This window comes from Streptomyces sp. NPDC046985, from assembly GCF_040644415.1.
GTDB lineage: Bacteria > Actinomycetota > Actinomycetes > Streptomycetales > Streptomycetaceae > Streptomyces.
The window spans coordinates 326,705-350,206 of record NZ_JBEYWK010000002.1; the positions used below are offsets into that span (position 1 = coordinate 326,705).

Sequence of the window (23,502 nt, forward strand, 5' to 3'; positions counted from 1 at the left end):
TTCCATGAAGACGATCGACGAACTTCTCTCCGAAGGCGTGGACGGAAAGCGGGTCTTCGTCCGCGCCGACCTCAACGTGCCGATGGCCGACGGCGTCATCACCGACGACGGCCGCATCCGCGCCGTGGTCCCCACGGTCAAGGCCCTGTCCGACGCGGGCGCCAAGGTGATCGTGGCCTCGCACCTGGGCCGCCCCAAGGGCGCCCCGGACCCCGCCTACTCGCTGCTGCCCGCCGCCGAACGGCTCGGCGAACTCCTGGGCGCGCCGGTGGCGTTCGCCGACGACACCGTCGGTCCCGCCGCCGAGGCGGCCGTGGACGGCCTGGAACCCGGTCAGGTCGCGGTCATCGAGAACCTGCGCTTCAACCCCGGCGAGACGTCCAAGGACGACGCCGAGCGGGGCGAGTTCGCCGACCGGCTCGCCGCCCTCGCGGACGTCTACGTCGGCGACGGCTTCGGCGCGGTGCACCGCAAGCACGCCTCCGTCTACGACCTCCCGGCCCGGCTGCCGCACTACGCCGGCTACCTCATCGCGAGCGAGGTCGGCGTCCTCAAGCAGCTCACCGAGGACGTCAAGCGCCCCTACGTCGTCGCCCTGGGCGGCGCCAAGGTCTCCGACAAGCTCGCCGTCATCGACGAGTTGCTCGGCAAGGCCGACCGGCTGCTCATCGGCGGCGGCATGGCCTACACGTTCCTCAAGGCCAAGGGCTACGAGATCGGCACGTCCCTCCTTCAGGAGGACCAGATCCCGGCCGTCAAGGAGTACGTCGAGCGGGCCGAGAAGAGCGGCGTCGAGCTGGTGCTGCCGGTCGACGCGGTGGTCTCGCCCGAGTTCCCGGACCTGAAGACCAAGGCGCCGGCGCACCCCACCGTCGTCGCCGCGGACGCGATGCCGGCCGGCCAGGCGGGCCTGGACGTCGGTCCCGAGACGGGCAGGCTGTTCGCCTCGAAGCTCGCCGACGCCGCCACCGTCTTCTGGAACGGCCCGATGGGCGTCTTCGAACACCCCGACTTCGCCGACGGCACCCGCGCGGTCGCCCAGGCCCTGATCGACTCGGACGGCTTCACGGTGGTCGGCGGCGGCGACTCCGCCGCGGCCGTCCGCACGCTCGGTTTCGACGAGAACGCATTCGGCCACATCTCGACCGGCGGCGGCGCCTCCCTCGAATACCTCGAGGGCAAGACGCTCCCCGGCCTCGCCGCACTGGAGGACTGACCCCGCATGACCACTCGCACGCCGCTGATGGCGGGCAACTGGAAGATGAACCTCAACCACCTCGAGGCCATCGCCCACGTCCAGAAGCTCGCCTTCGCCCTGGCCGACAAGGACTACGACGCCGTCGAGGTCGCCGTCCTGCCGCCCTTCACCGACCTGCGCTCCGTGCAGACCCTGGTCGACGGCGACAAGCTCAAGATCAAGTACGGCGCCCAGGACGTCTCGCAGCACGAGTCCGGCGCCTACACCGGCGAGATCTCCGGACCGATGCTGGCCAAGCTCAAGTGCGCCTTCGTGCTCGCCGGCCACTCCGAGCGCCGGCAGTACCACCACGAGACCGACGACGTGGTGAACGCCAAGGTCAAGGCCGCCTACAAGTACGGCCTGACCCCGATCCTGTGCGTCGGCGAGGAACTGGACGTCCGCGAGGCCGGCCGGCACGTCTCCCACACGCTCGCCCAGGTCGAGGGCGGCCTGGAGGGCGTTCCGGCCGAGCAGGCCGAGTCGGTCGTGATCGCCTACGAGCCGGTCTGGGCGATCGGCACCGGCAAGGTCTGCGGCGCCGAGGACGCCGAGGAGGTCTGCGCGGCGATCCGCGGCAAGCTCGCCGAGCTGTACTCCCAGGAGCTGGCCGACCAGGTGCGCATCCAGTACGGCGGCTCGGTGAAGGCGGGCAACATCGCCGAGATCATGGCGCAGGCGGACATCGACGGCGCCCTGGTCGGCGGCGCCTCGCTGGACGCCGAGGAGTTCGTCAAGATCATTCGCTTCGCCGAGCAGTGAGTAGGCGTTAGCGGCGATCCGTCGTACCCTTGCGAGGGCCGGAACAGGCGGCGCGGAACACGCCGCCCGGCCCGTCGTCCATCCGAATCCGAGGAAGTTGGTCCAGCCGTGGTTTTGGGGTTCTCGATCGCCCTGATCGTCTTCAGCCTGCTGCTGATGCTGCTGGTGCTGATGCACAAGGGGAAGGGCGGCGGCCTCTCCGACATGTTCGGCGGCGGCATGCAGTCGTCCGTCGGCGGTTCCTCGGTCGCCGAGCGCAACCTCGACCGCATCACCGTGGTCATCGGCCTGCTCTGGCTCGCGTGCATCATCGTGCTCGGCATCGTGATGAAGTCCAGCGGCTGACGAGCACCCTGCCGGGCGGCGAGGACCGCACATTCCGTACGTAAGCCCCATGGTCGGCGCGCGCCGCGAAGCGCGGCCTATCATGGGGCTTGCGTCTGTGGGCGAGGGTGTAACTCCCGTCACTGGACGCGCGTTGAGCCTTACATAGACTGAGGCGCTCGCAGCGGAGTGGAAGTCCTCCTCGCTTCGCGGCACCATCACGCAGGGAGTTACGACCGTGGCAAGTGGCAACGCGATCCGAGGAAGCCGGGTCGGGGCGGGGCCGATGGGCGAGGCCGAGCGCGGCGAGTCCGCGCCGCGTCTGCGCATCTCCTTCTGGTGCTCCAACGGGCACGAGACGCAGCCCAGCTTCGCCAGCGACGCGCAGGTCCCCGACACCTGGGACTGCCCGCGCTGCGGCTTCCCCGCCGGCCAGGACCGGGACAACCCGCCGGACCCGCCGCGCACCGAGCCCTACAAGACGCATCTCGCCTACGTGCGGGAGCGGCGCAGCGACGCGGACGGCGAGGCGATCCTCGCCGAGGCGCTCGCCAAACTGCGGGGCGAGATCTAGGAGTCGGCGTCCGGCCGGCGCCCGGCGCGGCGCCGGACCCGCTTCCTCTGCCCTCGCGGCCGGCCGCCGCTGACCGGTTGTCAGTGGCGCCCTCTACGGTGTGAGCGTCGGTGCAGTGATGCGTCGACGCGTCGGTGAACCGTGGGAGGGGGCGGCGATGACTGCCATGGCCGAAGCGGCGGACAGCGCCGCGACCGGGGTGCGTCCGAGCTGGCGCGGTGCGTTCGGACGGGTGTGGAGCGCCGCCGTGCTGTCCAGTTTCGGCGACGCGCTGCGCGGGGCCGCGCTGCCGCTGCTCGCCGCCTCGCTGACCCGCGACCCCCTGCTCATCGCCTCCGTCACGGCCTGCGGCTATCTCCCGTGGATCCTCTTCGGCCTGCTCGGCGGCGCCGTCGCCGACCGCGTGGACCAGCGGCGGGCGATGTGGGCGGTGGACGCGCTGCGCGGCCTGCTGGTCGGCGCCTTCGCCGCGGCCGTCGCCCTCGGGCACGCCTCGATCGCCCTGCTGATCGCCCTCGCCGTCGCGCTCACCGCCCTCCAGACCCTCTTCGACAACGCCGCCACAGCGCTGCTGCCCGCCCTGGTGGACCGAGACGCCCTCGGCAGCGCCAACGCCCGGCTGATGACCGGTCAGCGCCTCGCGGGCGGCATGCTCGGCGGACCGGTGCTGCCGCTGCTGCTCGGCCTGGGCGCCGCCGTCCCCTTCGCAGCCGACGCCGTCACCTTCCTGGCCGCCGCCGCCCTGGTCGGCTCGCAGCGCACGCGCGCACCCGAGCGGAAGCCCAGAGCGGCGGGCAGCTCCCTGCGCCGCGAGATCGCCGAGGGCCTGCTCACCCTCGGCCGGGACCGGGCCCTGAGATCCCTGTGCGCCGCCACCGCCTTGTGCAACGTCGGCATGGGCGCCCTCATCGCCACCCTGGTGGTCCTGGTGACCCGGGGCTTGCACGCCGGACCCGGCGGATACGCGGCGGCGACCACCGGCTACACGCTCGGCAGCCTGACCGGGGGAGTGGCGAACCGGGTGATCGTCGACCGGCTGGGCCGCATACGGGCGGTGCTTCTGGCCGGTGCGGTGCAGATCGCCGCGCTGGTCGTGATGGGCACGGTGCGCAGCCTGATCGCGCTGGCGGCGGCGCTGGCCGTCTTCGGACTGATGGGCATGGTGTGGAACGTCAACACCACCACCCTCATGCAGCAGCGCAGCCCCGCCGACCTGCTCGGCCGCGTCAGCGCCGCGTTCCGCACCCTCGCCGTCGCCGGGGCCCCGCTGGGGGCGGTGCTCGGCGGGGCCGTCGCCAGCGCCTGGGGACCGGGCACGCCCGCCCTGCTCACAGCAGCGTTCTTCGTCCTGTCCGTCGCCGCGCTGATACCCGCGTACCGGCGGCACGGGAAGGACGGCGCGTCACCCGGCGGCCTGACGGCGACTCAGGTCGTGCGCTGACCGGACGTCAGGACCGAGTCGGACGGGCCGCCCGTACGCAGCTCGACCCGACGCGATCTCATCCGACTAAGCGCGGCCCGACGCGCCTCGCCCCGATGTCATCCGGCTTGGAGGCAGGCGCTGAACGGTATGACGCGAACGGCATCACGCGAGCGCTGTGTCGACGACGTCAGCGACGTGGGACGGAGGCAGGCCGTGCGGCCCGTCCTCCGTCCCACGTCACCGACCCGGCGCTACGCCGACGCCGGCGGGTACAGCGACCGCGGCAACTGGGAGGCCGCGGTGGTGTCCAGCAGCCACAGGGTGCGGGCGCTTCCCCGGGCGCCCGCCGCCGGGGCCTGGATCTCGCCCGCGTCCGACAGGGCCATCGCCACCGCGTTCGCCTTGTCCTCGCCCGCCGCGAGCAGCCACACCTCGCGGGCGCGGTGGATCGCGGGCAGGGTGAGAGAGATCCGGGTGGGCGGCGGCTTCGGGGAGCCGTGCACGCCGATCACCGTGCGCTCCGTCTCCCGCACCCCCGGATGCTCGGGGAACAGGGAGGCCACGTGCGCGTCCGGGCCGACGCCCAGCATCAGCACGTCGAACGCCGGGACCCCGCCGTGCTCCGCGGGACCGGCCGCGGCGGCCAGTTCCTCGGCGTACGCCTCTGCCGCCGCCTCCACGTCCGAGCCGTACGGGCCGTCCGAGGCGGGCATGGCGTGCACGCGCTCGGGATCCAGGGGCACCGAGTCCAACAGGGCCTCCCGGGCCTGCGTGACGTTGCGCTCCGGGTCGCCCTCCGGCAGGAACCGCTCGTCGCCCCACCACAGGTCCAGACGGCCCCAGTCGATCGCGTCGCGGGCGGGCGCGGCGGCGAGCGCGGCCAGCACGCCGTTGCCGTTGCGCCCGCCGGTCAGCACCACCGATGCCGCCCCCGTGGACGCCTGCGCGTCCACGATCCGAGTGATCAGACGGGCCGCGGCGGCCTGCGCCATCAGCTCCTTGTCCCGGTGCACGACCAGTTGGGGTGCGCTCACTTGGCCGCCGCCTTCCTGGTCGGGGACTTACGGGCCGTCTTGGACGCCGCCCGCTGCGCGGGCGCCTTCGCCGCGTCCTCCTCGGCCGTGGCGACCGCGGCGGGCTGCTCACCGGAGGAGCCGGCGGAGCCGTCCAGGCGGTCGACGCCGAAGCGCAGCGCCGAGGCGTAGGTGTCGTCCGGGTCGAGGCGGCGCAGCTCCTCCGCGATCAGCTCGGTCGTGTCCCGGCGCTTGAGCGCCACCGCCCGCTCCGGCTGCCCCTGGATCGACAGGGTCGCCAGCCGGCCGTCGGCACGGTCCAGCCTGACCGGACCGCAACTGGTGTCCATGCGGACCGCGGTCAGCCCCGGCCCCGCTGACGGCAGTCGCCTGACCGGCACGTGCAGCCGGTCGGCGAGCCACATCGCCAGCAGCTCGCAGCTCGGGTTGGACGTCTCGCCCTCCACCTCGACCGACCGGACCTCGCAGTCCACCTGGTCGAGGGCGGCCGCCAGCATCGAGCGCCAGGGGGTGATCCGGGTCCACGCCAGATCCGTGTCCCCCGGGGTGTAGGCGTCGGCCCGCGCCGCGAGCTCCCGCACCGGCTCCTCGCAGGCGTAGGCGTCGGTGACCCGGCGCTGCGCCAGGGCGCCCAGCGGATCCTCGGCCGGGTCGAGCGGCCCGTTCACCGGCCACCACACGACGACCGGCGCGTCTGGCAGCAGCAGCGGCAGCACCACGGACTGGGCGTGGTCGCACACCTCGCCATACAGCCGCAGCACCGCCGTCTCCCCGGCGCCCGCCTCCGCGCCCACCCGCACCTCGGCGTCGAGCCGCGAGGACGTGCGGTCGCGCAGGGTGCGCGAGACGCGCCGGATGACCACCAGGATGCGCGAGGGGTGCTCGCGGGAGGCGTCGCCGGCCGCCTTCAGGGCATCGTAGGCGTTCTCCTCGTCGGTGACGATGACGAGGGTCAGCACCATGCCGACCGCCGGGGTGCCGATCTCCCGGCGGCCCGCCACCAGCGCCTTGTTGATCTTCGCGGCCGTGGTGTCGGTCAGGTCTATCTTCATGGCCGGCGCCAGCTCCGTCCGTCTCGTGCGAGCATCTCGTCCGCCTCGGCAGGCCCCCACGTCCCGGACGGGTACTGGGCGGGCCTGCCGTGCTCGTCCCAGTAGCCCTCGATCGGGTCGAGGATCTTCCAGGACAGCTCGACTTCCTCGGTGCGGGGGAAGAGGTTGGAGTCGCCGAGCAGCACGTCCAGGATGAGCCGCTCGTACGCCTCCGGGCTGGACTCGGTGAAGGACTCGCCGTAGGCGAAGTCCATCGAGACGTCCCGGATCTCCATCGAGGTGCCCGGCACCTTGGAGCCGAACCGGACCGTGATCCCCTCGTCGGGCTGGACGCGGATCACGATGGCGTTCTCGCCCAGCTCCTCCGTCGCCGTGGCGTCGAAGGGGGAGTGCGGGGCGCGCTGGAAGACCACCGCGATCTCGGTGACCCGGCGGCCCAGCCGCTTGCCGGTGCGCAGGTAGAAGGGGACGCCCGCCCAGCGGCGGTTGTCGATCTCCACCTTCACGGCCGCGTAGGTGTCGGTCTTCGACTTCTTGTCGATGCCCTCTTCCTCGAGGTAGCCGATGACCTTCTCGCCGCCCTGCCACCCGGCCGCGTACTGCCCGCGCACCGTGGAGCCGCCGAGGTCCTCCGGCAGCCGGACCGCGCCGAGCACCTTCTCCTTCTCCGCGGCCAGCGCGTCCGCGCCGAACGAGGCCGGCTCCTCCATGGCCGTCAGGGCCAGCAGTTGCAGGAGGTGGTTCTGGATGACGTCCCGGGCGGCGCCGATGCCGTCGTAGTAGCCGGCCCGGCCGCCGATGCCGATGTCCTCGGCCATCGTGATCTGCACGTGGTCCACGAAGGACCGGTTCCAGACCGGCTCGAACATCGTGTTGGCGAAGCGCAGCGCCAGGATGTTCTGGACGGTCTCCTTGCCCAGGTAGTGGTCGATGCGGAAGACCTGGTCCGGGGCGAACACCTCGTGCACGACCTGGTTCAGCTCCACCGCCGACTCCAGGTCGTGGCCGAACGGCTTCTCGATGACCGCGCGCCGCCAGGAGCCGCCGGTCTGCTCGGCCAGGCGGTGCTTCTTGAGCTGCTGGATGACGACCGGGAACGACTTGGGCGGCACCGACAGGTAGAAGGCGAAGTTGCCGCCCGTGCCCTGCGCCTTGTCCAGTTCCTCTATCGTCGCGCGCAGCCGCTCGAAGGCGTCGTCGTCGTCGAAGCTGCCCTGGACGAACCGCATGCCCTGGCTGAGCTGCTGCCAGACCTCCTCGCGGAACGGGGTGCGGGCGTGCTCCTTGACCGCGTCGTGCACGACCTGGGCGAAGTCCTCGTTCTCCCAGTCGCGCCGGGCGAAGCCGACGAGGGAGAAGCCCGGCGGCAGCAGGCCGCGGTTGGCCAGGTCGTAGACGGCCGGCATCAGCTTCTTACGGGACAGGTCGCCCGTGACCCCGAAGATGACCAGGCCCGACGGCCCCGCGATGCGCGGGAGCCGTCGGTCCGCGGGGTCACGGAGCGGGTTCGCTCCGCTACCGGAATGAGGCGACAAGGTGTCAGCCCTCCGCGGGGGAGAGGCGCTCCAGCTCCGCCTCGGTCGACTTCAGCAGGTCGTTCCAGGAGGACTCGAACTTCTCGACGCCCTCCTCCTCCAGGAGCCGGACCACCTCGTCGTAGGAGATGCCGATGCCCTCCAGCGCGTCCAGGTCGGCGCGGGCCTGCGCGTAGCCGCCGGTCACCGTGTCGCCGGTGATGTCGGCGTGGTCCTCGGACGCCTCCAGGGTGGCCTCCGGCATGGTGTTCACCGTGTTCGGGGCCACCAGCTCCTCGACGTACATGGTGTCCTTGTACGCCTTGTCCTTGACGCCGGTGGACGCCCACAGCGGACGCTGCCGGTTGGCGCCGGCCCGCTCCAGCGCGTTCCAGCGGTCGGAGGAGAAGACCTCCTCGTACGTCTGGTAGGCGAGCCGCGCGTTGGCCAGGGCCGCCTTGCCGCGCAGCGCCTTGGCCGCGTCGGTGCCCATCTCGTCGATGCGGCGGTCGATCTCGGTGTCCACCCGGGACACGAAGAAGGACGCCACCGAGTGGATCTGCGACAGGTCCAGGCCGCGCTCCTTGGCCTTCTCCAGACCGTTCAGGTAGGCGTCCATGACCTTGCGGTAGCGGTCCAGCGAGAAGATCAGGGTGACGTTGACGCTGATGCCGTTGCCGATGGTCTCGGCGATGGCCGGCAGGCCCGCCTCGGTGGCCGGGATCTTGATGAGGGTGTTCGGGCGGTCCACCAGCCAGGCGAGCTGGCGTGCCTCGGCCGCGGTGGCCTTGGCGTTGTGCGCCAGGCGCGGGTCGACCTCGATGGACACCCGGCCGTCCTGGCCGCCGGTGGCGTCGAAGACCGGCCGCAGGATGTCGGCCGCGTCCCGCACGTCCGCGGTGGTGATCATGCGGACGGCCTCTTCGACGGTGACCTTCCGGGCGGCCAGGTCCGAGAGCTGGAGGTCGTAGCCGTCGCCCTGCGAGATCGCCTTCTGGAAGATCGTCGGGTTGGTGGTGACGCCCACGACGTGCTGCTGGTCGATCAGCTCGGCGAGGTTGCCGGACGTGATGCGCTTGCGCGACAGGTCGTCCAGCCAGATCGCGACGCCTTCGTCGGAGAGGCGCTTGAGTGCGTCTGTCATGGAAATTGCATCTCCTACAGGTCGTATACGAGCGTCAGCGCTGGGCGGCGGCGAGGGATTCCCGCGCCTTGGCAGCCACGTTCTCGGCGGTGAAACCGAATTCGCGGAACAGCACCTTGGCGTCGGCGGAGGCGCCGAAGTGCTCCAGGGACACGATGCGTCCGGCCTCCCCGACGTACTTGTGCCAGGACAGCCCGACACCCGCCTCGACCGCCACACGCGCCCGCACGGCCGGGGGCAGGACGCTGTCCCGGTACCCCTGGTCCTGCTCCTCGAACCACTCCAGGCAGGGCATCGACACCACGCGGGTGGGCACGCCGTCGGCCTGGAGCCGTTCGCGCGCCTCCACCGCCACGTGCACCTCGGAACCGGTGGCCATCAGGATCAGCGCCGGCTCGGCGCTCTGCCCGTCGGCGTCCTCGGCCTCGAACAGCGTGTATCCGCCGCGCACCGCGTTCTCGTCGGGCTCGTAGGTCGGCACGCCCTGACGGGTCAGCGCCAGGCCGTGCGGAGCGCCCTTGCCGTACTCCTTGGTCCAGCGGCGCTGGATCTCGGCCCAGACGAGGGCGGTCTCGTTGGCGTCGCCCGGACGGACGACGTTCAGACCCGGGATGGCGCGCAGCGCCGCGAGGTGCTCGACCGGCTGGTGGGTCGGGCCGTCCTCGCCCAGGCCGATGGAGTCGTGCGTCCACACGAACGTCACCGGCAGGTGCATGAGCGCGGACAGCCGCACCGCGTTGCGCATGTAGTCGGAGAACACCAGGAAGGTGCCGCCGTAGACGCGGGTGTTGCCGTGCAGGGTGATGCCGTTCAGCTCCGCGCCCATGGAGTGCTCGCGGATGCCGAAGTGGATGGTGCGGCCGTAGGGGTTCGCCTCCGGCAGCGGGTTGCCCTCGGGGAGGAAGGAGGAGGTCTTGTCGATGGTGGTGTTGTTGGAGCCGGCCAGGTCGGCGGAGCCGCCCCACAGCTCGGGGATGACCTCGCCGAGCGCCTGGAGCACCTTGCCGGAGGCCGCGCGGGTGGCGACCGCCTTGCCCGCCTCGAACACCGGGATCTTCTCGTGCCAGCCGGCCGGCAGCTCGGCCTTGGCGATGCGGTCGTACTCGGCGGCCCGCTCGGGGCTGCCCTCGCGCCAGGCGCGGTAGGACTCGTCCCACTCCGCCTTGGCCCGCCGGCCGCGCTCCAGGGCGCCGCGGGTGTGCTCCAGGACCTCGTCGGAGACCTCGAAGTGCTGCTCGGGGTCGAAGCCCAGGACGCGCTTGGTGGCCGCGACCTCCTCCTCGCCCAGCGCCGAGCCGTGCGCGGCCTCGGTGTTCTGCGCGCTCGGGGCGGGCCAGGCGATGATCGAGCGCATGGCGATGAAGGACGGGCGGTCGGTGACGGCCTTGGCCTTCTGGATCGCGGCGTAGATCGCCTGCGGGTCCAGGTCGCCGTCCTCCTTGGCCTCCACGCGCTGCACGTGCCAGCCGTAGGCCTCGTAGCGCTTGGCGGTGTCCTCGGAGACCGCGGTCTCGGTGTCGCCCTCGATCGAGATGTGGTTGTCGTCCCACAGCAGGATCAGGTTGCCGAGCTTCTGGTGACCGGCCATCGAGGACGCCTCGGACGAGATGCCCTCCTGGAGGCAGCCGTCGCCGGCGATGCAGTAGATGTAGTGGTCGAAGGGCGACTCGCCCTGCGGGGCCTGCGGGTCGAACAGTCCGCGCTCGTAGCGGGCGGCCATGGCCATGCCCACCGCGTTCGCCACGCCCTGGCCCAGCGGTCCGGTCGTGGTCTCCACGCCCACCGTGTGCCCGTACTCCGGGTGGCCGGGGGTCTTCGAGCCCCAGGTGCGGAACGACTTGAGGTCGTCCAGCTCCAGGCCGAAACCGGCCAGGTAGAGCTGGGTGTAGAGGGTCAGGGAGGAGTGGCCGGCGGACAGCACGAAGCGGTCGCGCCCCACCCACTGCGGGTCGGCCGGGTCGTGCCGCATCACCTTCTGGAACAGGGTGTAGGCGGCGGGCGCCAGGCTCATCGCCGTGCCCGGATGGCCGTTTCCGACCTTCTGTACGGCGTCGGCGGCAAGGACGCGCGCGGTGTCCACCGCCCGCTGGTCCAGCTCGTTCCACTCGAGGTCTGTGGTGGTCGGCTTGGTGCTCACCCTGGGTCAGGGCTCCTCTCCACATGTCGGATGCCGGTACACGTGTCCGCATACCGGCTGCCGGCGTTCTCCGCGTCGGCCGGCTTCGTCGAGCCTACCCCCGCAAAGACGTGCCATTTTTCGAGTCATCACAGAGTGCCGGGACTCTTTCAAATCCGCCTCCCGACTGGCCGATCGGCATATTCGGCAACTGAATACGGAGCCGCTCATCCGATCGCTCAATCGAGCCCCGCCGCGCCCGTCGAGAGGATGTTCGCAGGGGCCGTCCGGAGCATTTGGAAGGGGCGTTCGGCGGGATGTCCGCAAGGGCTGCCGGGAGGTCCGTCCGGTCGGGCGCGGTAGGTCGCGGTCGGGCGCGGGCGCCCGCCGGGCCGCCCGCGCCGCCTCGCCGGGGCGGGCGCCAACACGAGACCACCCCCGCGAATGTCCGGGTCTGGGCAACGTCTACAGTGGCGTGGTACGCGCGAGTCTTCACCGTCCGTTTCACGGAACGGGGGCTTGCTGGGATGTCTCTGTCAGGGGTGTGCGTGACGGCCGTCGAATCCCGTCCAGCGGGACTACTCGGTGCAGACCAGAGCCCGAGCCACCGGCCGCCCGGGGCCCGTGTCAAGGCTTTTGTGGCGCTGACCAAGCCGCGGATCATCGAGCTGCTGCTCATCACCACCGTTCCGGTGATGTTCCTGGCCCAGCGGGGCGTCCCCGACCTCACGCTGGTGCTGCTCACCTGCCTGGGCGGCTACCTCTCGGCGGGCGGCGCCAACGCGCTGAACATGTACATCGACCGCGACATCGACGCGCTCATGGACCGCACCTCGCAGCGCCCGCTGGTCACCGGGATGGTCAGCCCACGCGAGTGCCTGGTGTTCGGCGTCTCCCTGGCGGTCGTCTCGACGCTGCTGTTCGGCTTCGCCGTCAACTGGCTGTCGGCGTGGCTGTCGCTCGGCGCGCTCCTCTTCTACGTCGTCGTCTACACGATGATCCTCAAGCGGCGCACCTCGCAGAACATCGTCTGGGGCGGCATCGCCGGCTGCCTGCCGGTGCTCATCGGCTGGTCCTCGGTCACGGACTCGCTGTCCTGGGCGCCCGTCATCCTCTTCCTGGTCATGTTCTTCTGGACGCCGCCGCACTACTGGCCGCTGTCCATGAAGGTCAAGGAGGACTACGCGCGCGTGGGCGTGCCGATGCTGCCGGTCATCGCCTCCAACAAGGTCGTCGCCCGGCAGATCGTGATCTATAGCTGGGTGATGGTCGCCGTCTCGCTGCTGCTGACCCCGCTTGGCTACACCGGCTGGTTCTACACGGTGGTGGCCCTCGCGGCGGGCGGCTTCTGGCTCTGGGAGGCGCACGGCCTCCAGAACCGCGCCAAGGCGGAGGAGACCGGCGTGAAGCTGAAGGAGATGCGCCTGTTCCACTGGTCGATCACCTATGTGTCGATCCTCTTCGTCGCGGTCGCGGTGGACCCCTTCCTGCGCTGACCGCCTCCCGGGCGGGCGAAACCCCTCACCTACGGGCGGGATCGTGGTCAAGGCCACGTACCCCGCCCGTCGCCGTGCGATCACCCCGTCGATAGCATCCTGACCATGGCAGACACGCAGCAGGACGACCCCAAGGCCGAGCGCACGGCGACCCGCCTCGCCCGGCGGATCTCCGCATTCGCCAAGGAGCACGGCGGGGCCGAGGGACAGGTCGCGTACATCGGGGAGCGCGGGGCCCGGATCGTCCTCGTCGGCGAGGACGGCGCCTGGGGCGACGTCGTGGCGCCCACGTACGCCGTCGCCGAGCAGGCCGTGGCCACGTCCGGGATCACCGTCCACGAGGACTTCGACGGCGAGTTCGCCGCCAAGGTGAAGACGGGTCCGTACGAGTGGAGCCGGATGGCCGGGATCCAGCTCGGGGGCCCGCGCAACGCCTGACGGCCGGTTCGCCCGTACGGACCCGCGGCAGGAGGCGGTCCGGCCGCGGGAGCACCGGATGCCCAGGTGGCCGACGTCGCCGCGTGCGAAGGCGGACGGCGGCCGGCCACGGGGGACGTACGGGGCGAGGCGCGCCCGTCGGGCGTGCGGGCTGGAGCGGCGCTGAGGGCTAGGCAGGCGAACGCTGGAGCAGCCCCCGGGGTGAGGGCGGCCCTACGGGCTGGAGCGGCCCTGAGCGCGCCGCTCAGACCGCCCCGACCTGGGTTACGCCTTGGTCAGCTCCGCTGCCTCGCCGGAAAGCGCCGGAAGCCCGTCCGGGGCCGTCTCGGGCCGCTCTCGCAGCGACAGCAGCACCCGCACCACCCCGATCCAGATCAGGCACGCTCCGAGCATGTGCAGGGCGACCAGCGCCTCGGGCAGGTGCGTGAAGTACTGCACGTAACCGATGACGCCCTGGGCGAGCAGGAGCCCGAACAGGGTCCGGGTCCGGCTCAGCGGTCCGCGCGGGGCGTCGACGGCCTTGAGGACGAACCACAGGGCGAACGTCAGCGTCACCACGATCCAGGCCAGCACCGCGTGCAGCTTGGCGACCGTCGCCCAGTCGATCTGGATCCGGGGCACCTCCCGGGTGTCGCCCGCGTGCGGTCCCGCTCCGGTCACCACCGTGCCCACCATGATCAGCAGCGCGCTCGCGGCCACCAGGAACCACACCAGTTGCCGCACCGCCGCGCCGACCAGCGGACGCGGGGCCGCGTCGCCCTCGTGGGTGCGCTGCCACGTCACCGCGGCCACCGTGATCAGCGCCGTGGACAGCAGGAAGTGGCACGCGACGGTGTACGGGTTGAGGCCGACCAGGACGACGATGCCGCCGAGCACCGCGTTGCCCATCACGATCCAGAACTGGGCCCAGCTCAGCCGGGTCAGCTCGCGCCGCCTCGGCTTCTGGGCGCGCGCGGCGACGATCGCCCAGCCGACCGCGGCGCACAGCACGTACGTCAGCATGCGGTTGCCGAACTCGATGGCCCCGTGCACGCCCATCGCCCGCGTGGTGGTCAGCGAGTCGTCGGTGCAGGTGGGCCACGTCGGGCAGCCCAGGCCGGAGCCGGTCAGCCGGACGGCGCCGCCGGTGACGACGATGACCACCGCCATGACGAGCGCGGCGAAGGCGGCCCGCTGGACGGTCCTCGGTCGCGGGGTCCAGCGGGCGGCGATGAAGGCGAGGGGGCTGCGCACGGCGGCCACGGCGTCGGCGCGGTTCAGGTTCGGCACGCGTCCCATCGTAAGACGCCGCTTGTGCATGCTTTCACGAGGGTTCTGGGCGGCGCGGTGCGCTCCTACTCCCAGCGGAAGAACTTCCCGGCCGCGGCCAGTCCCGCGACCGCCCACGCCGCGAGGATGCCCAGGTCTCCCCAGGGCGTTCCGGCGCCGTGCTGGAGCACGGCCCGCAGCCCGTCGGAGAGGGCCGAGACGGGCAGCGCGCCCAGCACGTCCTGGACGCCGGAGGGGAACCTGTCCAGCGGGACGATCACCCCGCCGCCGACCAGCAGCAACAGGAAGACCAGGTTGGCGGCGGCCAGCGTGGCCTCGGCCTTCAGCGTCCCGGCCATCAGCAGGCCGAGCCCGGAGAACGCGGCTGTGCCGAGCGCCAGCAGCAGGAGCACGACCAGCGGGTTGCCGTGCGGCGACCAGCCCAGCGCGAAGGCGATCACCGTCAACAGGGCGACCTGGAGGATCTCGGTGACCAGCACCGACAGCGTCTTGGCGGTCATCAGCCCCCACCGGGGCAGCGGGGAGGCGGCCAGCCGCTTGAGCACGCCGTAGCGGCGTTCGAAGCCGGTGGCGATGGCCTGCCCGGTGAACGCCGTCGACATCACGGCGAGCGCGAGGACGCCGGGGGCGAGGAAGTCCACCGCCCTGCCCGCTCCGGTGTCCACGATGTCCACCGAGCTGAACAGCACCAGCACCAGGGTCGGGATCACCACGGTCAACAGCAGTTGCTCGCCGTTGCGCAGCAGCATCCTGGTCTCCAGCGCCGCCTGCGCCGCGATCATCCGCGGCAGCGGGGCGGCGCCGGGGCGCGGGGCGTACGGACCGGCGGGGGCGCCGGCGGCGGTGCTCATGAGCGCGACTCCTCGGCGGTCGGCCGCGAGGCGCCCGGCACGGGGACGACCGGCGTCGAGCTGACCGGAATCAAGCCGACCGGCGTCGAGCTGACCGGGATCAAGCCGACCGGGATCAATTCGACCGGCGTCGAGCTGACCGGCAGCGGGCCGATCGGCTCCGCGCCGCTCGCGCCCGGACGGCCTGGCGCCGCGCTGCGGCCGCGCCGCGCACCGGCCGCCGCGCCGCGCCGCGCACCGACCGCCGCGCCGCGCCGCGCCGCGACCGCCCGGCCGTTCTCCGTGTGGCCCCGACTCATGAACGCAGCTCCTTGCCGGTGAGTTCCAGGAAGACGTCCTCCAGGGTGCGCCGCTCGACGGAGATCCTGTCCGGCATCACGCCGTGCTGGGCGCACCAGGAGGTGACCGTCGCGAGGAGCTGGGGATCGACCTTGCCGACGATCCGGTACGTCCCCGGCGTCAGCTCCGCGGCGGAGGAGTCCGCGGGCAGCGCCTTGAGCAGCGATCCGACGTCGAGTCCGGGGCGGCCGCTGAAGCGCAGGGTGTTCTCCGCGCCGCCGCGGCACAGCTCCTCGGGCGAGCCCTCGGCGATGACCCGGCCGCCGTCGATGATCGCCACGTGGTCGGAGAGCTGCTCGGCCTCGTCCATGAAGTGCGTGGTGAGGATCACCGACACGCCGTCGGTCCGCAGATCGCGCACCAGGTCCCACGTGGCCCGGCGGGCCTGCGGGTCGAGTCCGGCGGTCGGCTCGTCCAGGAACACGAGTTCGGGCCGCCCGACGACGGCCATGGCGAGGGCGAGCCGCTGTTGCTGGCCGCCGGACAGTCTCCGGTAGCTCGTGCGGCCGCAGCCGCCGAGCCCCAGCCGCTCGATCAGGGCGTCCACGTCGAGCGGATGGGCGTGCAGCCGGGCGACGTGCCGCAGCATCTCCTCGGCCCTGGCGCCCGAGTACACGCCTCCGGACTGGAGCATCACGCCCACCCGGGGCCGCAGCGCGGCGGACTGCCGCACCGGGTCGAGGCCCAGCACGCGCACCGTGCCGGAGTCCGGCGTCCGGTACCCCTCGCAGGTCTCGATCGTGGTCGTCTTGCCGGCGCCGTTGGGGCCGAGCACGGCGGTCACGCCCGCGTGGGCCACCAGGTCGAGGCCGTTCACCGCGGTCTTCGGGCCGTACCGCTTCACGAGGGACTCGACCTGGACCACGGGCTCACTTCGCATGGCTCCCAATAGTAGTTTCGCGCGCTCAGCCGCAGCAGGGCGGGTGCGCGAAGTCCTCCCGACAGGGGGCGCGGCGGCGCGCGCGCCGACGTCCGGCGCGCCGGGCCGTCCCGTCCGCGCCGGGGTGAATCCCACGCGATCCCGCGGGCGGCGCGCGGGGACCCGTTCCGGACGGCCCGTGCGCCGCCGGCGCGCCGCCTACGGACGGGCCCCGCATCCCTGCCTGGGGCGCAGGAGGGCTGGTCGCGGCGGGCGCCGACCCGGTCCGGCGGCGCGCCGCACGGTCCCGCGGCGGGCGCCGCCGCCGTCGCCCCCTGATCGTTTCCGCAGGTCGGATTAGGTTTGCCTAAGTGATGCAGGGCACCGCCCGCCCGGATGACGCCGCTTGTCAGGCCCCAGGGAATTACGCAACAATGGCGTTGTGAAAAACGTCGGCGAGGCTCGGGAGAACCCTGCGGGGGCCCCTCAGGAGGAGCTCGCGGCCGGGATGCGCAGCGACCGTTCCACGCGCAACCGGGTCGCGCGGTCCCTCCTGGACCACGGCCCGTCGACCGTCGCCGAGCTGGCCGGACGGCTGGGGCTGACCCAGGCGGCCGTGCGGCGCCACCTGGACGCGCTGGCCGCCGACGACGTGGTGGCCGCGCGCGAGCAGCGGGTGTACGGAGCGCGCACGCGCGGCCGGCCCGCCAAGGTCTTCGCGCTCACCGACTGCGGCCGGGACGCCTTCGACCAGTCCTACGACGAGCTGGCCGTGGACGCGCTGCGCTGGATCGCCGAGCGCGAGGGCGGCGGGGAGGCGGTCGCCGCCTTCGCGCGGGCCCGGATCGCCGCGCAGGCCAGGGCCTACCGCAGGGCGATCGAGGACGCCGCCCCCGACGAGCGCGCCCAAGCGCTGGCGAAGGCGCTGAGCCTGGACGGGTACGCTGCTGCGGCGCGCAGCGCGCCCCTCCCGCACAAGGGCGAGCAGCTCTGCCAGCACCACTGCCCGGTGGCCCACGTCGCGGAGCAGTTCCCCCAGATCTGCGAGGCGGAGACGGAGATCTTCGCCGAGCTTCTGGGAACCCACGTCCAGCGACTGGCGACCATCGCCCACGGCGACGGCGTCTGCACGACGTTCATCCCACGGATTTCCACTGACGCATCTGCAAGCACGGCCGGGAGGAACCCCGCATGACTCTCCCCACGGAGACTGCCCACCCCGAACTCGAGGGCCTGGGCAAGTACGAATACGGCTGGGCCGACTCCGACGTGGCGGGCGCCTCCGCCCGGCGCGGCCTGGGCGACGACGTCGTCACGGACATCTCCGCGAAGAAGTCCGAGCCGGAGTGGATGACCAAGCTCCGCCTCAAGGGCCTGCGGCTTTTCGAGAAGAAGCCCATGCCCAACTGGGGCTCGGATCTGTCGGGGATCGACTTCGACAACATCAAGTACTTCGTGCGCTCCACCGAGAAGCAGGCGGAGTCCTGGGAGGACCTGCCCGAGGACATCAGGAACACCTACGACAAGCTGGGCATCCCGGAGGCGGAGAAGCAGCGCCTGGTCGCGGGTGTGGCAGCCCAGTACGAGTCGGAGGTCGTCTACCACCAGATCCGCGAGGACCTGGAGGAGCAGGGCGTCATCTTCCTGGACACCGACACCGCCCTCAAGGAGCACCCGGAGCTGTTCAAGGAGTACTTCGGCACGGTGATCCCGGCCGGCGACAACAAGTTCGCCGCGCTGAACACCGCCGTGTGGTCCGGCGGCTCCTTCATCTACGTGCCGAAGGGCGTGCACGTGGAGATCCCGCTCCAGGCCTACTTCCGCATCAACACGGAGAACATGGGCCAGTTCGAGCGGACGCTGATCATCGTCGACGAGGGCGCCTACGTGCACTACGTCGAGGGCTGCACCGCGCCGATCTACAAGTCGGACTCGCTGCACTCCGCGGTCGTCGAGATCATCGTCAAGAAGAACGCCCGCTGCCGCTACACGACCATCCAGAACTGGTCGAACAACGTCTACAACCTGGTCACCAAGCGCGCCGTGGCCTACGAGGGCGCAACCATGGAGTGGGTCGACGGCAACATCGGCTCCAAGGTGACGATGAAGTACCCGGCCGTCTACCTGATGGGCGAGCACGCCAAGGGCGAGACCCTGTCCATCGCCTTCGCCGGCGAGGGCCAGCACCAGGACGCCGGAGCCAAGATGGTCCACATGGCGCCGAACACGTCGTCCAACATCGTTTCCAAGTCCGTGGCGCGCGGCGGCGGCCGCACCTCCTACCGCGGTCTGATCGAGATCGGCGAGGGCGCCGCCGGCTCGAAGTCGAACGTGCTGTGCGACGCGCTGCTCGTCGACACGGTCTCCCGCTCGGACACCTACCCCTACGTGGACGTCCGCGAGGACGACGTGTCCATGGGCCACGAGGCCACGGTCTCCAAGGTCTCCGACGACCAGCTCTTCTACCTGATGAGCCGCGGCCTGTCCGAGGACGAGGCGATGGCGATGATCGTGCGCGGCTTCGTCGAGCCGATCGCCAAGGAGCTGCCCATGGAGTACGCGCTGGAGCTGAACCGGCTGATCGAGCTTCAGATGGAGGGCGCGGTCGGCTGAGGCCGTCCCGCAGTCCCCTCACGCCACCCACGCAACGGAAAGCGAGCACTACGACAGCCATGGCTGAGGCTCATAACTCCCCCGACTCCACGACCGCGCCCGGATCGGGGGCGCCGCTCCCGGTGGGCTCCACCACCGCCGGGTCGATCGCGGTCGCCGCCGAGTCGACCGTCGTCTCGCGCATGAGCGCGCCCCCGTCCTTCGACGTGGCGGACTTCCCCGTGCCGCACGGCCGCGAGGAGGAGTGGCGCTTCACGCCGCTGGAGCGGCTGCGCGGCCTGCACGACGGCACCGCGAAGGCCACCGGCGCCGGCGTGAAGGTCGACGTGCAGGCGCCCGAGGGCGTGCGGGTCCAGGCCGTCGGCCGTGACGACGCGCGGCTCGGCAAGGCGGGCGCCCCGGCGGACCGCGTCGCCGCCCAGGCCTACTCCTCCTTCGAGCAGGCCTCGGTCGTGACCGTCCCCGCGGAGACCGTCCTGACCGAGCCGATCCGCATCGCGGTGCACGGCGAGGGCGGGGTCGCCTACGGCCACCAGGTCATCGAGCTGGGCGCCTTCGCCGAGGCCGTCGTCGTCGTCGACCACACCGGCGACGCGGTGCTCGCCGCCAACGTCGACTACCTGCTGGGCGACGGCGCCAAGCTGACCGTGGTCTCCGTCCAGGACTGGGACGACAAGGCCGTGCACGTCGCCCAGCACAACGCGCTGGTCGGCCGGGACGCCTCCCTCAAGTCGGTCGTCGTCACCTTCGGCGGCGACGTGGTCCGGCTCAACCCGCGCGTGACCTACGCCGGCGCCGGCGGCGAGGCCGAGCTGTTCGGCCTGTACTTCACCGACGAGGGCCAGCACCAGGAGCACCGCCTCCTGGTCACCCACAACGTCCCGCACTGCACGTCGAACGTCGTCTACAAGGGCGCGCTCCAAGGCGAGGCGGCGCACGCGGTGTGGATCGGCGACGTCCTCATCGAGGCCGCGGCCGAGGGCACCGACACCTACGAGATGAACCGCAACCTGGTCCTCACCGACGGCGCCCGGGTCGACTCCGTGCCGAACCTGGAGATCGAGACCGGTGAGATCGTCGGCGCCGGGCACGCCTCCGCCACCGGCCGCTTCGACGACGAGCAGCTCTTCTACCTGATGGCCCGCGGCATCCCGGAGCACGAGGCCCGCCGCCTCGTCGTCCACGGCTTCTTCGCCGAGCTGGTCCAGCAGATCGGCGTCCCCGACATCGAGGAGCGCCTGCTCGCCAAGATCGAGCACGAGCTTCAGGCGGCGGTCGCATGACCGGCGGCTTCGTCCGCGTCTGCGGGCTGAGCGAGCTGGAAGAGGACGTCCCGAAGCGGGTGGAGCTGGACGGCACGCCCGTCTGCCTCGTGCGCACCGAGGGCGAGGTGTTCGCGATCAACGACGTCTGCTCGCACGCGAACGTCTCACTCGCCGAGGGCGAGGTCGACGACTGCCACATCGAGTGCTGGCTGCACGGCTCGAGCTTCGACCTCCGCTCCGGCAAGCCCGACAGCCCGCCGGCGACGCGCCCCGTACCCGTTTACCCCGTACAGATCGAAGGGGACGACGTGCTCGTCTCCCTCTCCCAGGAGTCCTGAGGCACCCATGGCAACGCTTGAAATCCGAGACCTGCACGTCACCGTCGAGGCCGACAACGCCACGAAGGAGATCCTCAAGGGCGTCGACCTCACCGTGAAGCAGGGCGAGACGCACGCCATCATGGGCCCCAACGGCTCGGGCAAGTCCACGCTCGCCTACTCGCTCGCGGGTCACCCGAAGTACACGATCACCAGCGGCACCGTGCTGCTCGACGGCGAGGACGTCCTGGAGATGTCCGTCGACGAGCGCGCCCGCGCGGGCCTGTTCCTGGCGATGCAGTACCCGGTCGAGGTCCCCGGCGTCTCGGTCTCCAACTTCCTGCGCACCTCCGCGACCGCCATCCGCGGCGAGGCCCCCAAGCTGCGCACCTGGGTCAAGGAGGTCAAGGAGGCCATGCAGCGCCTCAACATGGACCCCTCCTTCGCCGAGCGCAACGTCAACGAGGGCTTCTCCGGCGGTGAGAAGAAGCGGCACGAGATCCTCCAGCTCGAACTGCTCAAGCCGAAGTTCGCCGTCCTCGACGAGACCGACTCCGGCCTCGACGTCGACGCGCTGCGCGTCGTCTCCGAGGGCGTCAACCGGGTCCGCGAGACCGGCGAGGTCGGCACCCTGCTGATCACGCACTACACGCGCATCCTGCGCTACATCAAGCCCGACCACGTGCACGTGTTCGCCGGCGGCCGCATCGTCGAGTCCGGCGGCCCGGAGCTGGCGGACAAGCTGGAGAACGAGGGCTACGAGTCCTATGCGAAGGGAGGCGCGTCCGCGTGACCCAGATGCCGGGCCTCCTCGACACCGAAGCGCTCCGCAAGGACTTCCCCATCCTGGACCGCACCGTCCACGACGGGCGCAAGCTCGTCTACCTCGACAACGCGGCGACCTCGCAGACTCCTCGCCAGGTGATCGACGTCCTGGACGAGTACTACGAGCGGCACAACGCCAACGTCCACCGCGGCGTGCACGTGCTCGCCGAGGAGGCCACGGCGCTGTACGAGGGCGCGCGCGACAAGGTCGCGTCCTTCATCAACGCGCCCAGCCGCGACGAGGTGATCTTCACCAAGAACGCCTCGGAGTCGCTGAACCTCGTGGCGAACATGCTGGGCTGGGCCGACGAGCCCTACCGGGTGGACCACGAGACCGAGATCGTCATCACGGAGATGGAGCACCACTCCAACATCGTGCCGTGGCAGCTTCTCGCGCAGCGCACGGGCGCGAAGCTGAAGTGGTTCGGCCTGACCGAGGACGGCCGTCTCGACCTGTCGAACATCGACGAGGTCATCACGGAGAAGACGAAGATCGTCTCCTTCGTGCTGGTGTCCAACATCCTCGGCACCGTCAACCCGGTCGACGCGATCGTCCGGCGGGCCCAGGAGGTCGGCGCGCTGGTCTGCGTCGACGCCTCCCAGGCGGCGCCCCACATGCCGCTGGACGTCCAGGCGCTCCAGGCGGACTTCGTGGCCTTCACCGGTCACAAGATGTGCGGCCCGACCGGCATCGGCGTCCTGTGGGGCCGCCAGGAGCTGCTGGAGGACCTGCCTCCGTTCCTCGGCGGCGGCGAGATGATCGAGACGGTGTCGATGCACTCCTCGACCTACGCCCCCGCCCCGCACAAGTTCGAGGCGGGCACCCCGCCGATCGCGCAGGCGGTCGGTCTGGGCGCGGCGGTCGACTACCTGAACTCGATCGGCATGGACAAGATCCTCGCCCACGAGCACGCGCTCACCGAGTACGCGGTGAAGCGGCTGGCGGAGGTTCCCGACCTGCGGATCATCGGCCCGACCACGGCCGAGGACCGCGGCGCGGCGATCTCCTTCACGCTCGGCGACATCCACCCGCACGACGTGGGCCAGGTCCTCGACGAGCAGGGCATCGCCGTCCGCGTGGGCCACCACTGCGCCCGCCCGGTGTGCCTGCGCTACGGAATTCCCGCGACCACGCGAGCGTCGTTCTATCTGTACTCCACGCCGGCCGAGATCGACGCCTTGGTCGACGGCCTGGAGCACGTACGGAACTTCTTCGGCTGACGGGACGGGACGAGCGAATCGCATGAAGCTGGACTCCATGTACCAGGAGGTCATCCTGGACCACTACAAGCACCCGCACGGGCGTGGTCTCCGGGACGGCGACGCCGAGGTGCACCATGTGAACCCGACGTGCGGCGACGAGATCACGCTTCGCGTGAAGTACGACGGCACGACGATCGAGGACGTCTCGTACGAGGGCCAGGGCTGCTCGATCAGCCAGGCGTCGGCCTCCGTGCTCAACGAACTCCTCGTCGGCAAGCAGCTCGCTGAGGCGCAGAAGATCCAGGAGACCTTCCTGGAGCTGATGCAGTCCAAGGGCCAGATCGAGCCCGACGACGCGATGGAGGACGTCCTGGAGGACGCGGTGGCGTTCGCCGGGGTGTCCAAGTACCCGGCCCGGGTGAAGTGCGCCCTGCTGAGCTGGATGGCCTGGAAGGACGCGACGGCCCAGGCGCTGGACGGCGCCGACGCCGAAAGGAAGACCGCATGAGCGAGACCGTGGAGATGAAGCCGGCCTCGGAGGAAGAACTCCGTGAGGCCCTGATGGACGTCGTCGACCCCGAACTGGGCATCGACGTCGTCAACCTGGGCCTGATCTACGGCATCCACGTCGACGACGCGAACATCGCCACCGTCGACATGACCCTGACGTCGGCGGCCTGCCCGCTCACCGACGTCATCGAGGACCAGGCCAAGTCCGCCACGGACGGTCTGGTCAACGAGCTGCGCATCAACTGGGTCTGGATGCCGCCGTGGGGCCCGGACAAGATCACCGACGAGGGCCGCGAGCAACTGCGCGCGCTCGGCTTCAACGTCTGAGACCCGGCCG

General features: G+C 71.2%; 24 protein-coding genes. 15 read left to right on the forward strand and 9 right to left on the reverse strand.

Annotation, left to right across the window (positions count from 1 at the left end):
* The first annotated feature begins 4 nt into the window (after positions 1-4).
* The 5 genes from ABZ861_RS04010 (at position 5) to ABZ861_RS04030 (ending at position 4,338) form a co-directional block, all read left to right on the forward strand.
* Positions 5-1,216, forward strand: a complete 1,212-nt coding sequence (locus ABZ861_RS04010) for a phosphoglycerate kinase (RefSeq protein WP_361623234.1) — start codon at positions 5-7, stop codon at positions 1,214-1,216.
* A 6-nt stretch (positions 1,217-1,222) separates the two neighbouring features.
* Positions 1,223-1,999 (forward strand): triose-phosphate isomerase, encoded by a 777-nt coding sequence (gene tpiA, locus ABZ861_RS04015; protein WP_361623237.1) that lies wholly within the window; start codon positions 1,223-1,225, stop codon positions 1,997-1,999.
* Between the two features lie 108 nt (positions 2,000-2,107).
* Positions 2,108-2,344, forward strand: a complete 237-nt coding sequence (gene secG, locus ABZ861_RS04020; protein WP_361623240.1) for a preprotein translocase subunit SecG — start codon at positions 2,108-2,110, stop codon at positions 2,342-2,344.
* Positions 2,345-2,561: 217 nt separating this feature from the next.
* Entirely contained in the window at positions 2,562-2,897 is a 336-nt protein-coding gene (locus ABZ861_RS04025) for an RNA polymerase-binding protein RbpA (RefSeq protein WP_003957010.1), read from the forward strand.
* Between the two features lie 166 nt (positions 2,898-3,063).
* The gene (locus tag ABZ861_RS04030) at positions 3,064-4,338 is read left to right on the forward strand and encodes an MFS transporter (protein WP_361623628.1); all 1,275 of its coding nucleotides are present in this window, start codon (positions 3,064-3,066) and stop codon (positions 4,336-4,338) included.
* A 233-nt stretch (positions 4,339-4,571) separates the two neighbouring features.
* On the opposite strand, the gene pgl is transcribed toward ABZ861_RS04030, so the two are convergent.
* From pgl to tkt, 5 genes are read right to left on the reverse strand one after another with little or no spacing between them, the layout of a single operon-like run.
* Complete coding sequence (gene pgl, locus ABZ861_RS04035) at positions 4,572-5,354, reverse strand: 6-phosphogluconolactonase (RefSeq protein ID WP_361623243.1); 783 nt, start codon at positions 5,352-5,354, stop codon at positions 4,572-4,574.
* Complete coding sequence (gene opcA / locus ABZ861_RS04040) at positions 5,351-6,406, reverse strand: glucose-6-phosphate dehydrogenase assembly protein OpcA (protein WP_361623246.1); 1,056 nt, start codon at positions 6,404-6,406, stop codon at positions 5,351-5,353. The genes pgl and opcA overlap by 4 nt, the downstream gene beginning before the upstream one ends.
* Positions 6,403-7,941, reverse strand: a complete 1,539-nt coding sequence (zwf, locus tag ABZ861_RS04045; RefSeq protein ID WP_361623249.1) for a glucose-6-phosphate dehydrogenase — start codon at positions 7,939-7,941, stop codon at positions 6,403-6,405. Before zwf ends, opcA begins: the two co-directional genes overlap by 4 nt.
* A gap of 4 nt (positions 7,942-7,945) precedes the next feature.
* Complete coding sequence (gene tal, locus ABZ861_RS04050; RefSeq protein WP_361623252.1) at positions 7,946-9,064, reverse strand: transaldolase; 1,119 nt, start codon at positions 9,062-9,064, stop codon at positions 7,946-7,948.
* A 34-nt stretch (positions 9,065-9,098) separates the two neighbouring features.
* On the reverse strand, positions 9,099-11,201 hold the full coding sequence (gene tkt, locus ABZ861_RS04055) for a transketolase (RefSeq protein WP_361623255.1): 2,103 nt from the start codon (positions 11,199-11,201) through the stop codon (positions 9,099-9,101).
* 506 nt (positions 11,202-11,707) lie between these two features.
* Between tkt and ABZ861_RS04060 the strand changes: the two genes are divergently transcribed.
* Positions 11,708-12,676, forward strand: a complete 969-nt coding sequence (locus tag ABZ861_RS04060; RefSeq protein ID WP_361623258.1) for a heme o synthase — start codon at positions 11,708-11,710, stop codon at positions 12,674-12,676.
* Positions 12,677-12,781: 105 nt separating this feature from the next.
* Positions 12,782-13,114, forward strand: coding sequence for a hypothetical protein (locus tag ABZ861_RS04065; protein WP_361623261.1), 333 nt, complete (start codon positions 12,782-12,784; stop codon positions 13,112-13,114).
* A gap of 264 nt (positions 13,115-13,378) precedes the next feature.
* Here ABZ861_RS04065 and ABZ861_RS04070 read toward each other — a convergent pair whose 3' ends face one another.
* The 4 genes from ABZ861_RS04070 to ABZ861_RS04085 are packed head-to-tail and all read right to left on the reverse strand — an operon-like array spanning position 13,379 to position 16,453.
* Positions 13,379-14,392, reverse strand: coding sequence for a COX15/CtaA family protein (locus ABZ861_RS04070; protein WP_361623264.1), 1,014 nt, complete (start codon positions 14,390-14,392; stop codon positions 13,379-13,381).
* Between the two features lie 56 nt (positions 14,393-14,448).
* Positions 14,449-15,234 carry an ABC transporter permease gene (locus ABZ861_RS04075; RefSeq protein ID WP_361623267.1) on the reverse strand — a complete coding sequence of 262 codons (786 nt, stop codon included), beginning with the start codon at positions 15,232-15,234 and terminating at the stop codon, positions 14,449-14,451.
* Positions 15,231-15,533: a hypothetical protein gene (locus ABZ861_RS04080; RefSeq protein WP_361623270.1), complete on the reverse strand. Its 303-nt coding sequence runs from the start codon at positions 15,531-15,533 to the stop codon at positions 15,231-15,233. The genes ABZ861_RS04075 and ABZ861_RS04080 overlap by 4 nt, the downstream gene beginning before the upstream one ends.
* Entirely contained in the window at positions 15,530-16,453 is a 924-nt protein-coding gene (locus ABZ861_RS04085) for an ABC transporter ATP-binding protein (RefSeq protein WP_361623273.1), read from the reverse strand. Before ABZ861_RS04085 ends, ABZ861_RS04080 begins: the two co-directional genes overlap by 4 nt.
* A 421-nt stretch (positions 16,454-16,874) precedes the next feature.
* Here ABZ861_RS04085 and ABZ861_RS04090 point away from each other — a divergent pair, with 421 nt between their 5' ends.
* Genes ABZ861_RS04090 through ABZ861_RS04125 form a run of 8 tightly spaced genes read left to right on the forward strand, consistent with a single transcriptional unit; the run spans position 16,875 to position 23,492 of the window.
* Positions 16,875-17,627: an ArsR family transcriptional regulator gene (locus ABZ861_RS04090; RefSeq protein ID WP_361623276.1), complete on the forward strand. Its 753-nt coding sequence runs from the start codon at positions 16,875-16,877 to the stop codon at positions 17,625-17,627.
* Positions 17,624-19,045: a Fe-S cluster assembly protein SufB gene (gene sufB, locus ABZ861_RS04095; RefSeq protein ID WP_361623279.1), complete on the forward strand. Its 1,422-nt coding sequence runs from the start codon at positions 17,624-17,626 to the stop codon at positions 19,043-19,045. The genes ABZ861_RS04090 and sufB overlap by 4 nt, the downstream gene beginning before the upstream one ends.
* A gap of 59 nt (positions 19,046-19,104) precedes the next feature.
* Positions 19,105-20,328, forward strand: a complete 1,224-nt coding sequence (gene sufD / locus ABZ861_RS04100; protein ID WP_361623282.1) for a Fe-S cluster assembly protein SufD — start codon at positions 19,105-19,107, stop codon at positions 20,326-20,328.
* Positions 20,325-20,648, forward strand: a complete 324-nt coding sequence (locus ABZ861_RS04105) for a non-heme iron oxygenase ferredoxin subunit (RefSeq protein ID WP_361623285.1) — start codon at positions 20,325-20,327, stop codon at positions 20,646-20,648. Before sufD ends, ABZ861_RS04105 begins: the two co-directional genes overlap by 4 nt.
* 7 nt (positions 20,649-20,655) lie before the next feature.
* A complete protein-coding gene (gene sufC / locus ABZ861_RS04110; protein WP_361623288.1) occupies positions 20,656-21,420 on the forward strand; it encodes a Fe-S cluster assembly ATPase SufC in 765 nt (254 codons plus the stop codon).
* On the forward strand, positions 21,417-22,673 hold the full coding sequence (locus tag ABZ861_RS04115) for a cysteine desulfurase (RefSeq protein WP_361623291.1): 1,257 nt from the start codon (positions 21,417-21,419) through the stop codon (positions 22,671-22,673). Before sufC ends, ABZ861_RS04115 begins: the two co-directional genes overlap by 4 nt.
* 22 nt (positions 22,674-22,695) lie before the next feature.
* Positions 22,696-23,163 (forward strand): Fe-S cluster assembly sulfur transfer protein SufU, encoded by a 468-nt coding sequence (gene sufU, locus ABZ861_RS04120; RefSeq protein ID WP_361623294.1) that lies wholly within the window; start codon positions 22,696-22,698, stop codon positions 23,161-23,163.
* Complete coding sequence (locus ABZ861_RS04125; RefSeq protein WP_361623297.1) at positions 23,160-23,492, forward strand: metal-sulfur cluster assembly factor; 333 nt, start codon at positions 23,160-23,162, stop codon at positions 23,490-23,492. Before sufU ends, ABZ861_RS04125 begins: the two co-directional genes overlap by 4 nt.
* The last annotated feature ends 10 nt before the right edge of the window (positions 23,493-23,502 follow it).